This is a genomic window from Demequina sp., from assembly GCF_016278765.1.
Classification (GTDB): domain Bacteria; phylum Actinomycetota; class Actinomycetes; order Actinomycetales; family Demequinaceae; genus Demequina.
Map to the genome: position 1 here is coordinate 51,331 of NZ_JADQBE010000040.1, position 14,380 is coordinate 65,710.

The following is a 14,380-nucleotide window of genomic DNA, read 5'->3' on the forward strand; positions in this document are numbered from 1 at the left end:
TGGCGTGGAAGGATAGGCGCCATGCCTTTGGACCAGGGGATTGCCCAGCGACTCAAGCGCAACGAAGCGGGCCTGGTGAGCGCCGTCGTGCAAGACGCCACCACACTGCGGGTGCTGATGGTCGCGTGGATGAACGACGACGCGCTTGACGAGACGCTGCGCACGCGGCGCGGCGTCTACTTCAGCCGCAGCCGGAACGAGATCTGGCGTAAGGGCGAGACCTCGGGCCACGTCCAGCACGTCGTCAGCGCGGAACTGGACTGCGACGGCGACGCCGTGCTGCTGATGGTGGATCAGACCGGGGGAGCGTGCCACACGGGCAAGATCTCATGCTTCGACGAGGGCGGGGCCCTCGAACTCGGTGTGGGAGCCCCGTCGTGACGCCGACGCCCGTCGCCGCGCCGGCGCTCGACTGGGGCGACACCTGGCCGTCGCGCAAGGAATTCGTGGCGTTGGGAGCCACGCACCGGGTGGTGCCCGTGGCGCGACGTCTTCTCGGCGACGGCTGGACGCCGGTCGCCGTCTACGCGGCCCTGAGTGCATCCCGTTCAGGCACGTTCATCCTCGAATCCGCCCAACCCGACGGCTCGCGCTCGCGCTACTCCTTTGTGGGCGTGCGCTCGCAGGCGGCGCTGACGATCGTGGGAGATGTGGCGCGGTGGACGGGAGATATTCCCACGGGCCTTGAGGATGGCGCGCCCCTGCCCACCATCAAGCAAGCGCTCGACGTTCTCGCCTCCGAGCAGATTCCCGGATTGCCCCCGCTCACGGGTGGGCTGGTGGGCGCCCTGGGCTGGGACATCGTTCGCCAGTGGGAGCCTACGCTTCCCGCCAACGCGGTGCGCGAGCTCGACCTGCCCGATGCCCACCTCCTGCTCGCGACCGATCTCGCGGTGCTCGATCACGTCGACGGCTCAGTGTGGCTCGTGGCCAACGCGGTCAACACCGATGCCCAACCCACCGGAATCGATGAGGCCTATGCCTCGGCCGTGGAGCGCATCGACGCCATGGAGGAGGCCCTGGCCGTCGCCCCGCGCCTGCCAGCGATGGCGATCGATGCGTCGGCGCCGGAGGGTGTCGTGACGGCGAGATCCGAGGTAGGCGCGTACGAGAAGATGGTGAAGTTCGCGAAGGAGTCCATCCGCGACGGTGATGTATTCCAAGTGGTGCCGTCGCAGCGCTTTGACGCCGAATGCCCGGCGTCTGCGCTCGATGTGTACCGCGTGCTCCGCACCCTCAACCCCAGCCCCTACATGTACTACGTGGAGTGTGAGGACGCCGACGGCAGGCGCTTCGCCATCGTTGGCGCGAGCCCGGAATCGCTCGTTACCGTGAAGGAACGCTCGGTGCTCACGTACCCCATCGCAGGCTCGCGGCCGCGCGGCGCGACTCCCGAGATGGACAAGGCGCTGGAGACGGAGTTGCTCGCCGATCCCAAAGAGGTCGCCGAACACGTCATGCTCGTGGACCTGTCGCGCAACGATCTGGTGAAAGTGTGCGTGCCCACGTCGGTCGAGGTCGTGGAGTTCATGGCCGTCAATCGCTACAGCCACATCATGCACATCTGCTCCATCGTGGTCGGCGAGCTCGAAGACCATGCCAGCGCGCTCGACGCCTTTGTGGCGACCTTCCCCGCGGGCACTCTGTCGGGAGCACCCAAGCCACGCGCCATCGCGCTCATCGACGAACTTGAACCAGTGCGCCGCGGCTTCTACGGTGGAGCCATCGGGTATTTCGACTTCGCGGGCAACATGGACCTCGCCATCGCCATTCGCACGGCGGTGATCGAGTCCGGGGTGGCGCACGTGCAAGCTGGGGCGGGCATTGTGGCGGATTCCGTGCCCGCGACCGAGGCGCAGGAGACACGTGACAAGGCGGCCGCGATGTTGAGGGCCGTCTCGCGCGCTAACCGGCTCGTGGCCTCCGGTTCTGACTAGACTCTTGCCCAAGTCCTTGAAGGAGTGATGACGATGTCCCACCAGATCGACCCCGAGAATCTTCCCGCCGCGGCCCCCGATAACCACGGTCGGACGCCCGCGGCGTGGGCCACGAATGGCCTCATCGTGCTCGGCGCGCTGTTCGCAACGGTGGGTTTGATGATTCCGCTGTTCGCCCTGGTATGGGTGGGCGCGGGTGTAGTTGTCGCCGCACTGGCAGTGGGTGCGGCGCTGCGGGCGCTCGGTCACGGGCAACCGCTCCGCTAGGCATCGCGAGTCTTGCGTAGCCGCCTTACCAAAGGAGAAACGACATGACGGAAATTCCTCCCCCTCCGCCACCCATCGCGATGCCGGTCGGCGGCTCAGAAGAGAAGAACAGCCTCGGAGTGTGGGCACTCGTGCTCGGCATCCTGTCGATCTTGTGCTGTGGCCTGTTCACGGGCATTCCCGCCATCATCTTGGGAAACAACTCCAAGAAGGCGGCTGCAGAGGGCCGGGCCACCAACGGCACGCTCGGCAACGTCGGCTTCATCCTCGGCATTGTGGGCACCGTTCTGGGGACCGTGGGCTGGGCGATCGCGCTGCTCACCGGTTCCTTCGCCTCAATCTCGGGCACCTGATCTCATGACGGCGACAGAGGCGGTGCCGCACCACAGGACCGGGTCAAAGTGGACCCTACCGGGTGCAGTCACCGCCTCTCTCGCCGCCATCGCCGTGTATACGGTGGTGAGGAATCCCCATCAGCCGGGCGCCTTCCCGTCGTGCGTGTTTCTGGCAGGCTCGGGGTATTACTGCCCGGGTTGCGGCGGGCTGCGCGCCGTGCACGATCTTCTTCACGGTAACGTGATCGGCGCGTTGCATATGAACGCGCTGGTTGTTCTTGGCATCGTGCCGGCACTCGTCCTGGGATGGACGTGGTGGATCGCCGCGCTGGCGAACGACAAGGTTCCGCGTCCGCGGATTCCCACGTGGGTTGCCGTCGCAATTCCCGTACTGCTGGGCGTGTTCTGGGTGGTGCGGAATCTGCCTGGGATGGAGTTCTTGCGGCCCTGACCGAGTCGACGCGCCGGTCCCAGGGGTCCCAGGACGGCGGTACCATTGAACCCGGGGAGGTGGCAACGCATGAGCGTTCTTGACGGAATTGTCGCAGGTGTCCGCAGCGACCTAGAAGCGCGTGAAATCGCCACTTCGATGGACGAACTCAAGGAGCGCGCGGGACGGCGTCCGAGCGCTGTTGACGCGCTCCAGAAGCTTCAGACGGCCGAGGTTTCGGTCATTGCCGAGGTCAAGCGCTCCAGCCCCTCGAAGGGCGAGATCGCGCAGATCACAGATCCCGCGGCGCTCGCCACGGAGTACGAGGCGGGGGGCGCGAGCGTGATCTCGGTCCTCACCGAGCAGCGCCGCTTCGGCGGGTCGCTTCAGGATCTCGACGACGTTCGCGCCAAGGTGGACGTGCCGATCCTCCGCAAGGACTTCATCGTGACCCCCTACCAGGTGTGGGAGGCCAGGGCCCACGGTGCCGACATGGTGCTCCTCATCGTGGCGGCGCTCGAGCAGATGGCTCTCGAGAGCCTCGTGGAGCGCATCCACTCGCTCGGCATGTGTGCTTTGGTCGAGGTTCACGACGAACTCGAGGTGAAGCGCGCCGTCGACGCCGGCGCTCGGGTGATCGGCGTCAACGCTCGCAACCTCAAGACTCTCGAAGTCGATCGCGGCACGTTCTCGCGTGTGGCGCCGACGATTCCTGACGGCATCGTCAAGGTCGCCGAGTCCGGCATCCGGGGCAGCCACGATGTGGTCGAGTACGCGCGTATGGGCGCCGACGCCGTGCTGGTGGGTGAGGCGCTCGTGAAGGACAAGGACCCGCGCACCGCGGTTGCGGAAATGGTCGCCGCAGGCGCACACCCCGCCCTGCGATCGGTGCGTCCGTGACCTCACTGCTTTCCGGGGCTGTCGGCCCCTTCTTTGGCACGTTCGGAGGGCGGTTCGTACCGGAGGCGCTGGTCGCCGCTCTCGACGAACTGACGGACGCCTACGACAAGGCCAAGCACGACCCCACCTTCGGCGAGGAACTCGACCGACTCGCGCGTGATTACACGGGGCGCCCGTCGATCATCACCGAGGTGCCGCGCTTTGCGAGCCATTGCGGCGGCGCACGCGTGTTCCTCAAACGCGAGGACCTCAATCACACGGGCTCCCACAAGATCAACAACGTGCTGGGCCAGGCGCTGCTGACAAAGCGCATCGGCAAGACGCGCGTGATCGCCGAGACTGGCGCGGGCCAGCACGGCGTCGCCTCCGCGACCGCGGCCGCGCTGATGGACCTCGAATGCACCGTGTACATGGGCGAAGAGGACACCGAACGGCAGGCGCTCAACGTCGCCCGCATGCGGCTGCTGGGCGCCACCGTGGTTCCGGTCACCACCGGCTCGCGTACTCTGCGGGACGCAATCAACGAGGCGTACCGCGACTGGGTCGCGAACGTGGAGACCACCAACTACATCTTCGGCACCGCAGCTGGCCCGCACCCGTTCCCCGAGATGGTGCGCGACTTTCAACGCGTGATCGGGCGCGAGGCACGCGAACAGATGACCGCTCTGGGCGGGTTGCCCAGTGCCGTGCTCGCCTGCGTGGGCGGCGGCTCCAACGCGATTGGCATGTTCGATGCGTTCTTGGACGACGCCGGAGTCCGGCTGATCGGTTGTGAGGCCGCAGGCGACGGAGTCGATACCGGCAAGCACGCGTCGTCCATCACGGGCGGACGGCCGGGCGTGTTGCACGGGGCGATGTCCTACGTCTTGCAGGACGCCGATGGGCAGACGCAGCCATCACACTCGATCTCGGCCGGACTCGACTATCCCGGAGTGGGTCCGCAACACGCGTGGCTCGCGGACTTGGGTCGTGCCGAGTATTGGCCGGTGACCGATGCCGAGGCCATGGAGGCGTTCCGTTTGCTGTCTCGCACGGAGGGCATCCTTCCCGCGATCGAATCGGCTCACGCGCTCGCTGGCGCCATGAGACTCGGCCGCGAATTGGGTCCCGAAGCCACCTTGCTGGTGAATCTCTCCGGCCGCGGAGACAAGGACGTGGAGACGGCCGCCCACTACTTCGACTTGCTTGACGAGGAGCCCCAGCAGTGAGCTCGCTGACCGACCGGCTCGATGCCATTCGCGCCGAGGGCCGCTCGGCGCTCATCGGCTACCTGCCCGTGGGCTTTCCCTCCGTGGAGCGCTCCGTGCGGGCCATGGTCGCGATGGTGGAGGCCGGAGTCGACATTGTCGAGGTTGGCCTTCCCTATTCCGATCCAGTGATGGATGGCCCCACGATTCAACGGGCCGCGGAACGCGCGCTCGCGGGCGGCACACACGTTGCCGACGCTTTCACCGCAGTCGAGGCAGTGACCGACGCGGGGGCGCCCGCCGTCGTCATGTCCTACTACAACCCGATGCTGCAGTACGGCCTGGAACGCTTCGCCGATGACCTTGTCGCGGCTGGCGGATCCGGCGCGATTACGCCGGACCTGACGCCCGACGCGGCAGGCTTGTGGCTCGCGGCGGCGCGGGATCGCGGCCTGGACACGATCTTCCTGGTGGCACCCAGCTCGACGCATGAGCGGCTGCACATGACGGTCGCCGAGACGACGGGATTTGTGTATGCCGCTTCGCTCATGGGTGTGACGGGGGAGCGGGCCACGGTGGGCGCAGGGGCCGAGAAGCTCGTGGCGGCGACGCGCGCGGCTGGCGCGCCGCGGGTGTGCGTTGGCCTCGGAGTGTCGACCGGGGCGCAGGCCGCAGACGTGGCGCGCTTTGCCGATGGCGTGATCGTCGGCTCAGCGTTGGTGCGGTGCCTGGTGGAACATGACGGTGAAGAGGCCGCGCTCGATGCGCTGCGAACCAAGACCGCGGAGCTCGCTCGCGGAGTAAGGGGTGAGGCGTGATTCACGTGTCGTTTCCCAGCCCGCCGGTTGAGTGGGCGGCCTACCAGGTGGGCCCGCTGACGGTGCGTGCGTACTCGCTGTGGATCCTGGCGGGCATCTTCGTTGCCCTGTGGCTCACCACGAAACGATGGGTTGAGCGTGGCGGCAAGTCCGAGGTCGTCGCTGACGTCGCCTTCTGGGCGATCCCCTTCGGCATCATCGGCGGCAGGCTCTACCACGTCATCACGACGCCCGGGCCGTACTTTGGCGCTGGCGGCCAGCCGATGAACGCGTTCAAGATATGGGAGGGCGGGCTCGGCATCTGGGGAGCGGTCGCCCTGGGATCGCTTGGCGCCTACATCGGCGCGCGTCGCCACGGTGTGACGTTCACGGCGTTCATGGATGCCGCCGCGCCCGGTATCCTCATCGCACAAGCCATCGGCCGCATGGGCAACTACTTCAACCAAGAGTTGTTCGGTGGGCCGACCGACCTGCCGTGGGCGGTGCGGATCGATCCCGCATTTCGCCCCGATGGGTTTGAGCAGTTCGCCAGCTTCCACCCGACGTTCCTTTACGAACTGCTGTGGAATCTCGCAGGCGCGGCGTTGATCGTCTATCTCGATCGACGGCTCGACTTGCGTGGTGGCAGGGTCTTCTGGCTCTACGTGATCGTGTACGTGTCCGGCCGCCTGTGGATCGAGATGGTGCGGATCGATACCGCTGTGCACGTGTTGGGACTGCGCATCAATGTATGGGTGTCGATCGGCGTGCTGCTGCTCGGCATCGGCATGTTTGTGATGTGGGGCAGGCGCCAAGCGGCGCGGCCGCGGTTGCCGCGAGACCAACTTGCGGCTGACCAACGGGATGTCGCCGCTACGGACTGACGGTTCTGGCGGGCCCAGGAGGACGCGGTAGTCTGACTATTCGTGTGTACACCGGGTCGATGGCGCCCCGATACAAAGAAGTTCACGGCCTTGAGCCGGGACGGCAAAGGACGGTGTGATGGCCACGCATGGTGGTGACGAGCCCACGTCGGGACTGTACGACCCGGCCTACGAGCACGACGCATGTGGAGTCGCCTTTGTGGCGACGTTGCGTGGTCACGCGGGGCACGACATCGTCGATCTTGGCCTCACCGCGCTGAAGAACCTGGAACACCGCGGCGCCGTGGGCGCCGAGACGGAAACCGGCGACGGCGCGGGCATGCTGACGCAGATTCCTCACGAGTTCCTGCAGGCGAGAACGGACTTCGATCTTCCCGACATGGGGTCGTACGGCGTGGGCATTGCGTTCCTGACGCCCGGCAAGGAGGCCGCGGAGACTGCGGCATTCGAGAACGCGGCAGCCGCTGAGCATGCCGTGGTGCTGGGCTGGCGTGATGTGCCGGCCGTGCTCGATTCGCTTGGCCCGTCCGCCCGTGCGGCCGCACCCACGTTTCGCCAGGTGTTCGTGGTGGCGGATCAGCTGAGCGACATCGATCTGGATCGCCGGCTGTACCGAGTACGGAAGCGCGCGGAGAACAATGGCGGACCGTTCTTTGCGTCGCTGTCGGCACGCACGCTGACGTACAAGGGCATGCTCACCACGTACCAGCTCGAGCAGGTGTTCCCTGATCTGCTCGATTCGCTGTTCGCGTCGGAACTGGCTCTGGTCCATTCGCGCTTCTCCACCAATACCTTCCCGTCGTGGCCGTTGGCCCAGCCGTTACGCCTCATCGCGCACAACGGCGAGATCAACACGGTGCGCGGAAACCGCAACTGGATCGCGGCACGGGAAGGACGCCTGCACTCTGAGCTGCTCGGAGAGCTGAAGGACCTCATGCCCGTCTGCACGCCCTCGGCGTCGGACACCGCATCGTTTGACGAGGTGCTGGAGTTGCTGCACTTGGCGGGACGCCCGTTGCCGCATGCCGTGCTGATGATGATGCCGGAGGCATGGCAAAACAACGACGAGATGGATGAGTCGCGCCGCGCGTTCTACGAGTACCACTCGGCGCTGATCGAGCCTTGGGACGGCCCCGCGGCGTTGCATTTCACGGACGGCACGCTCATCGGTGCCACGCTGGATCGCAACGGCCTGCGACCGGGGCGGTTCTGGGTGACGGACGACGGCCTCGTGGTGTGCGGATCCGAGGCGGGCCTGCTGGACATCGACCCCGCCACCGTGGTCCGCAAGGGCCGCCTGCAGCCCGGCCGCATGCTCCTGGTCGACACGGCCGCGGGTCGCATCGTCGAGGACGATGAGGTGAAGTCCGCGCTAGCGGCCGAGCACCCCTACGCTCAATGGGTCAGCGACAATGCCGTGAGACTGGCCGAGTTGCCCGACAGGGAGCACGTGACGCACTCGCGCGCCTCGGTCGTGCGCCGACAGCGCACGTTTGGCTACACCGAAGAGGAGCTCAAGATCCTGCTTGAGCCGATGGCGAGGACCGCGGTGGAGCCGATCGGCGCCATGGGCTCCGACACCCCCATCGCGGTGCTCTCGAACCGACCCAAGCTGCTCTTCGACTACTTCACGCAGATCTTCGCGCAAGTCACCAACCCGCCGCTCGATGCGATCCGGGAAGAAATCGTGACCGCCATCGGGGGCGCCATCGGGCCCGAGCCCAACCTGCTCGCCGCGACCCCGGAGCACGCCCGCAAGGTCATCCTCGACTTTCCCGTGATCGACAACGACGAACTCGCCAAGATCATTCACATCGATGCGGACCCCAGCTTGCGTGGCGTGTTCTCGTCGCGCCGCATTCAGGGGCTCTACAACGTGCACGCCGGCGGTGCCGGGCTTGAGGCCCGCCTGGAGGAGATCTTCGTCGAGGTCGACCGTGCGTTGGAGGACGGCGTCAGCTTCTTGATTCTGTCTGACCGCGATTCCGACGCCGACCATGCGCCGATTCCCTCGCTGCTGTTGACCGCCGCGGTGCATCACCACTTGGTGCGACGCCACAACCGGACGCAGCTGTCGCTGGTGGTGGAGGCCGGAGACGTGCGCGAGGTGCACCACGTCGCGCTGCTCGTCGGCTACGGCGTGGGCGCCGTCAACCCATATCTCGCGATGGAGACGGTCGAGGATCTGGTCAGGCGCGGCTACATCACCGACATCACGGCGGAACAGGCCGTCAAGAACCTCATCAAGGCGCTCGGCAAGGGCGTCCTGAAGATCATGTCGAAGATGGGGATTTCGACGATCGCCTCGTACCGCGGGGCTCAGGTATTCGAGGCGATCGGCCTGTCTCGAGAGTTGGTCAACCTGCACTTCGCCGGCACGCCGAGCCAGATCGACGGCGTCGGCCTTGACGTGATCGCGCGAGAAGTCGCCGAACGTCACGCCGATGCCTATCCCGCATCGGGCCAGCGTCCCGCCCACCGGCGCCTCAACTCGGGCGGCGAGTACCAGTGGCGCCGCGATGGCGAGGAGCACCTGTTTGACCCCGAGACGGTGTTCAAACTTCAGCATTCGACCCGCACCCGCCAATACGCGCTGTTCAACGAGTACGCGCAACGCGTCAACAACCAGTCCAAGCGCCACATGACACTGCGCGGGCTCCTCGACTTCACGTCGGATCGTGAGCCCGTTCCCATCGAGGAAGTGGAACACGTGCGCGACATCGTCAAGCGCTTCACCACGGGCGCGATGTCGTTTGGATCGATCTCGCAGGAGGCCCACGAGACTCTTGCGGTCGCCATGAACAGGCTGGGCGGAAAGTCCAACACGGGTGAGGGCGGAGAGTCTCCGGAGAGGTTGTACGACCCCACGCGTCGCAGCGCCATCAAGCAGGTCGCCTCGGGCCGCTTTGGCGTGACCAGCGAGTATCTGGTGAATGCCGACGACCTGCAGATCAAGTTGGCGCAGGGAGCAAAGCCGGGCGAGGGCGGGCAGCTTCCCGGAGCGAAGGTGTACCCGTGGATCGCTGAGACGCGTCACTCCACGCCCGGCGTGGGCCTCATCTCGCCACCGCCCCACCACGACATCTACTCGATCGAAGATCTCAAGCAGTTGATCCACGACCTGAAGAACTCCAACCCCAAGGCGCGCGTGCACACCAAGCTGGTGTCGGAGATCGGCGTGGGAACGATCGCCGCAGGTGTCGCCAAGTGCAAGTCGGACGTGGTGCTCATCTCCGGTTCGGACGGCGGCACCGGTGCGAGCCCGCTCAACTCTCTCAAGCACGCGGGTGCGCCGTGGGAGATCGGCCTGGCCGACACCCAGCAGACGCTCGTGCGCAATGACCTGCGCGACCGCATCGTGGTACAGGTCGACGGCCAGTTGAAGACTGGACGCGATGTGGTCATGGCGATGCTGCTCGGCGCCGAGGAGTTCGGCTTTGCGACCGCCCCTCTGGTGGTCTCCGGCTGCATCATGATGCGCGTGTGTCACAAAGACACCTGCCCGGTCGGCGTCGCCACCCAGAACCCCGAACTGCGTGGCAGGTACACCGGCAAGCCGGAGTTCGTCGAAACGTTCTTCGAGTTCATCGCCCAGCAAGTGCGCGAACTGTTGGCTCGCCTGGGTTTCCGGTCCATCGAGGAGGCGGTGGGTCACGTGGAGATGCTGGACACCCGCGCGGCGATCGACCACTGGAAGGCGCAGGGATTGGATCTTGCGCCCATCCTCGCGGTCCCGCCCGCTGGAGCGAACTTGCACCAGTCGACCGCTCAGGATCACGGCCTCGACAAGGCCCTGGACCTGACACTCATCAAGGAAGCCAAGGCGGCGCTCGACAAGGGCACGCCGGTGCGACTCGCCCACGACGTGCGCAACACGAACCGCACCGTCGGCACGATGCTCGGGTACGAGGTGACCAGTCGCTACCAGGGGCAAGGCCTCCCGGACGACACCATCTGGGTGGACTTTACCGGTTCTGCTGGCCAATCATTTGGGGCGTTCGTTCCCAAGGGCATCACCTTGAGGCTCTTCGGTGACGCCAATGACTATGTGGCAAAGGGGCTGTCTGGCGGCCGCGTCATCGTTCGTCCCGACGCCTCGGCTGCACTCAACGACGCTCTCGACGTGATCGGCGGAAACGTCATCGGGTATGGCGCCACCAGCGGCCAGATCCTGCTGCGCGGCCAGGTGGGCGAACGCTTCCTGGTGCGCAACTCCGGCGCGACCGCTGTGGTGGAAGGCGTGGGCGACCACGGGCTCGAGTACATGACGGGCGGAACCGCCGTGATCCTCGGCCGGACGGGGCGAAACTTCGGTGCGGGAATGTCTGGCGGCACCGCCTACGTGCTGGATCTACGTCCGGAACGAGTCAACAAGGCCGCTCTTGCGTCGGGCGAGTTGACACTCGGCCCGCTCGACCCGGAGGACGTCGTCATCGTCCGTTCGCTGCTGGAGACCCACGTGGCGGAAACGGACTCGCCGCGCGGTCGTGAAGTACTCTCGAACTGGGATGCGTCAAGCGAGCGTTTCACTCGTGTGCTACCCGCCCAGTATGCCCGCGTGCGTGAGGCACTCGCGGAACTCGACGCCAAGGGGCTGGACCTCCAGGCGCCGGGTGCGTGGGAAAACTTCTTGGAGGTGACCGGTGGCTGACCCCCGTGGATTCCTGAACCACCGTGAAAGGGAGCTCCCCAGGAGCCGTCCCGTGCCGGTGAGGCTCATGGACTGGAAGTACGTCAAAGACGAACTCGCCAAAGATCCCGAGGCGCTGAACCGTCAGGCGGGACGGTGCATGGACTGCGGCATCCCGTTCTGCCACCAGGGATGCCCGCTCGGCAACCTCATTCCGGAGTGGAACGACCTTGTCTGGCGCGGCCAATGGGACGACGCCCTGGACCGTCTGCACGCGACCAACAACTTTCCCGAGTTCACGGGACGCATCTGCCCCGCGCCGTGCGAAACGAGTTGCGTACTGGGAATCAACCAGCCCGCAGTGACCATCAAGAACATCGAGGTCTCGATCATCGACGAGGCCTTCGAACGGGGCAGCGTCAAGCCCCTCGAGCCGACGCGTCAGACGGGCAGGACGATCGCCGTGGTGGGCTCCGGACCAGCGGGTTTGGCGGCCGCGCAACAACTCACGCGTGCCGGCCACACTGTGGCGGTCTACGAGAAGGACGACCGCATCGGCGGCCTGATGCGATATGGCGTGCCCGACTTCAAAATGGAGAAGATCCACATCGACCGCCGCGTCGAGCAGATGGAGGCCGAGGGAACCCGGTTCCGGACGTCTATGGAGATTGGCAAAGACATCAAGTGGGACGAACTTCGGGCCCGATTCGATGCCGTGCTGATCTGCACTGGGTCTAGCGTCCCGCGTGATCTGCCGGTTCCTGGGCGACGCTATAGGGGCATCCACTTCGCGATGCCCTACCTCACCCAGAGCAACAAGGTGGCTGCGGGCGACACCGTCGAGCGCCAGATCACCGCTAAGGACAAGCACGTGATCATCATCGGCGGCGGAGACACCGGCTCGGACTGCCTCGGCACCGCGCTTCGCCAGGGTGCCAAGTCGGTCACGACGCTCGCCATCGGCGTGCGACCACCCGACGAGCGCGACCCCAGGTCGCAGCCGTGGCCCACGCACCCGGTGCTGTTCGACGTGTCGAGTTCGCATGAGGAGGGCGGGGAGCGTAAGTTCCTCGCTTCGACCGTCGAGTTTCTGGCCGACGAGGATGAGCATGTCACGACGTTGCGCCTCGCCCGCACCCAGATCATGCCGGACGGCACCCGCGGGCCGGCGCCGGGCACCGAAGAAGAGATCCCGGCAGACCTCGTGCTCATCTCGATGGGCTTTACGGGGCCGCAGCGCGACACGTTGAGCCAACTCGAGCACATCGGCTTCACGCCGCGGGGCACCGTGGCGCGCAACGACCACTTCGCAACCGCCGTTGACGGCGTCTTTGTTGCGGGCGATGCTGGTCGTGGCCAATCACTCGTCGTCTGGGCGATCGCCGAAGGCAGGGCCGCAGCGGCCGCTGTCGACACATACCTCACCGGTGACACCGAGTTGCCGGCACCCGTGACCGCGAGAACGCTCGCGCTGCGGGCCTGAAGATCCCTAGGTTGGAGAACATGCGAAACGCCAAGATTGTCTGCACCATCGGCCCGGCGACGGCCTCGCTGGAGAACATGCGCAAGCTGGTGGATGCGGGTATGGACGTCGCCCGCATCAACCGCTCTCATGGCAGCGCCGAAGAGCACGAGCAGGTTTATCAGAATGTCCGCCGCGCCGCCGAGGATGCTGGCCGCAACGTCGCCGTGCTCGTGGACCTGCAGGGCCCCAAGATCCGCCTGGAGAAGTTCGCCGACGGCCCGCACGACCTCGCGGTGGGCGACGTGTTCACCATTACCACCCGCGACGTGGTGGGCACCAAGGACATCTGCGGCACCACCTTCAAGGGCCTGCCCGGCGACTGCCACGTGGGAGACTCGCTGCTGATCGACGATGGCAAGGTGCGTCTCGAGGTCACCTCGGTGACCGACACCGACGTGGTCACCAGGGTGGTCGTGCCTGGTCCCGTGTCGAACAACAAGGGCATCAACCTTCCCGGCGTGGCCGTGTCGGTCCCCGCTCTGTCCGAGAAGGACGAAGACGACTTGCGCTGGGGCCTCAGGCTCGGCGCGGACTTCATCGCTCTGTCTTTCGTGCGTTCCGCGGCCGACTATGACGATGTGGCCCGGATCATGGCGGAGGAAGGCATCACGTTGCCCGTGATCGCCAAGGTGGAGAAGCCGCAGGCCGTCGAGAACCTTGAAGAGATCGTCGATGCGTTCGACGGAGTCATGGTGGCGCGCGGCGACCTGGGTGTGGAACTCCCGCTCGAAGACGTCCCGCTCGTCCAGAAACAGGCCATCGAACTGTGCCGCTCGCAGGCTAAGCCCGTGATTGTGGCGACGCAGGTGCTCGAGTCGATGACGCATTCGCCGGTTCCGACCCGCGCCGAGACGTCCGACTGTGCGAACGCCATTCTCGATGGCGCCGACGCCGTCATGCTCTCCGGCGAAACCTCGGTGGGCGACTACCCGATCATCACTGTGGAGACGATGGCTCGCATCATCAAGAACACGGAAGAGAAGGGCCGTCACCGCATCGCGCCGTACACATCGATTCCCAAGACCCGTGGTGGCGCCGTGACTCACGCGGCCAAAGAGATCGCGGAGGTGTTGGATGTCAAGTACATCGTCACCTTCACGCAGTCGGGTGACTCTGCACAGCGCATGTCGCGCCTGCGTCCCGAGACGCCGATGATTGCGCTCACTCCCAACCCGAAGACTCAGAAGCGTCTGGCGCTTTCCTGGGGCGTCAGGACGGAGATTGTTCAGAAGGCCGAGAACACCGACGAGATGGTGGGGATCGTCGACACGATGCTGAAGAGGTCCGGTCGCGCCGTCGACGGTGACTACGTCGTCGTCGTGTCGGGAGCGCCCGTGGGCATACCCGGAACGACCAACTCCGTGCTGGTGCACAAGGTGGGTCAGGTCCGCGGCTAGTACCGCATTGTCCAGAGGGGCCCGCCGATTCGGGTCGGCGGGCTTTTCTGCAGGCGCATTGCGGTGCCGACGGTCCTAGAGTGAGGTGAGG

At 66.0% G+C, this 14,380-nt stretch carries 12 protein-coding genes; all 12 read left to right on the forward strand.

Translation table 11 applies throughout. From position 1 onward, the window contains the following. The first annotated feature begins 21 nt into the window (after positions 1-21). The 12 genes from hisI to pyk all read left to right on the forward strand — a co-directional run bounded on the left by hisI (position 22) and on the right by pyk (position 14,289). Positions 22-381 (forward strand): phosphoribosyl-AMP cyclohydrolase, encoded by a 360-nt coding sequence (gene hisI / locus QZZ29_RS07615; protein WP_291382391.1) that lies wholly within the window; start codon positions 22-24, stop codon positions 379-381. Then, entirely contained in the window at positions 378-1,937 is a 1,560-nt protein-coding gene (locus QZZ29_RS07620; RefSeq protein WP_291382392.1) for an anthranilate synthase component I, read from the forward strand. Before hisI ends, QZZ29_RS07620 begins: the two co-directional genes overlap by 4 nt. 27 nt (positions 1,938-1,964) lie before the next feature. Next, positions 1,965-2,204 (forward strand): HGxxPAAW family protein, encoded by a 240-nt coding sequence (locus QZZ29_RS07625; RefSeq protein WP_291382393.1) that lies wholly within the window; start codon positions 1,965-1,967, stop codon positions 2,202-2,204. Between the two features lie 44 nt (positions 2,205-2,248). Then, positions 2,249-2,557 (forward strand): DUF4190 domain-containing protein, encoded by a 309-nt coding sequence (locus QZZ29_RS07630; protein ID WP_291382394.1) that lies wholly within the window; start codon positions 2,249-2,251, stop codon positions 2,555-2,557. 4 nt (positions 2,558-2,561) lie between these two features. Continuing rightward, positions 2,562-2,990 (forward strand): DUF2752 domain-containing protein, encoded by a 429-nt coding sequence (locus tag QZZ29_RS07635; RefSeq protein WP_291382395.1) that lies wholly within the window; start codon positions 2,562-2,564, stop codon positions 2,988-2,990. A 69-nt stretch (positions 2,991-3,059) separates the two neighbouring features. After that, entirely contained in the window at positions 3,060-3,869 is an 810-nt protein-coding gene (trpC, locus tag QZZ29_RS07640; protein ID WP_291382396.1) for an indole-3-glycerol phosphate synthase TrpC, read from the forward strand. Beyond that, on the forward strand, positions 3,866-5,077 hold the full coding sequence (gene trpB / locus QZZ29_RS07645) for a tryptophan synthase subunit beta (protein WP_291382397.1): 1,212 nt from the start codon (positions 3,866-3,868) through the stop codon (positions 5,075-5,077). The genes trpC and trpB overlap by 4 nt, the downstream gene beginning before the upstream one ends. Next, positions 5,074-5,874, forward strand: a complete 801-nt coding sequence (trpA, locus tag QZZ29_RS07650) for a tryptophan synthase subunit alpha (RefSeq protein WP_291382398.1) — start codon at positions 5,074-5,076, stop codon at positions 5,872-5,874. The genes trpB and trpA overlap by 4 nt, the downstream gene beginning before the upstream one ends. A 5-nt stretch (positions 5,875-5,879) precedes the next feature. After that, positions 5,880-6,737: a prolipoprotein diacylglyceryl transferase gene (gene lgt / locus QZZ29_RS07655; RefSeq protein ID WP_291382438.1), complete on the forward strand. Its 858-nt coding sequence runs from the start codon at positions 5,880-5,882 to the stop codon at positions 6,735-6,737. A gap of 118 nt (positions 6,738-6,855) precedes the next feature. Continuing rightward, complete coding sequence (gltB, locus tag QZZ29_RS07660; protein ID WP_291382399.1) at positions 6,856-11,388, forward strand: glutamate synthase large subunit; 4,533 nt, start codon at positions 6,856-6,858, stop codon at positions 11,386-11,388. Continuing rightward, positions 11,381-12,850, forward strand: a complete 1,470-nt coding sequence (locus tag QZZ29_RS07665) for a glutamate synthase subunit beta (protein ID WP_291382400.1) — start codon at positions 11,381-11,383, stop codon at positions 12,848-12,850. Before gltB ends, QZZ29_RS07665 begins: the two co-directional genes overlap by 8 nt. 20 nt (positions 12,851-12,870) lie before the next feature. Continuing rightward, positions 12,871-14,289, forward strand: a complete 1,419-nt coding sequence (gene pyk, locus QZZ29_RS07670) for a pyruvate kinase (protein WP_291382401.1) — start codon at positions 12,871-12,873, stop codon at positions 14,287-14,289. Positions 14,290-14,380 lie beyond the last annotated feature (91 nt).

Coding starts and splice junctions, on each gene's coding strand:
- gltB (WP_291382399.1), top strand. CDS start 6,856: ATGGCCACGCATGGTGGTGACGAGCCCACGTCGGGACTGTACGACCCG.
- QZZ29_RS07635 (WP_291382395.1), top strand. CDS start 2,562: ATGACGGCGACAGAGGCGGTGCCGCACCACAGGACCGGGTCAAAGTGG.
- pyk (WP_291382401.1), top strand. CDS start 12,871: ATGCGAAACGCCAAGATTGTCTGCACCATCGGCCCGGCGACGGCCTCG.
- trpC (WP_291382396.1), top strand. CDS start 3,060: ATGAGCGTTCTTGACGGAATTGTCGCAGGTGTCCGCAGCGACCTAGAA.
- QZZ29_RS07625 (WP_291382393.1), top strand. CDS start 1,965: ATGACGATGTCCCACCAGATCGACCCCGAGAATCTTCCCGCCGCGGCC.
- QZZ29_RS07630 (WP_291382394.1), top strand. CDS start 2,249: ATGACGGAAATTCCTCCCCCTCCGCCACCCATCGCGATGCCGGTCGGC.
- hisI (WP_291382391.1), top strand. CDS start 22: ATGCCTTTGGACCAGGGGATTGCCCAGCGACTCAAGCGCAACGAAGCG.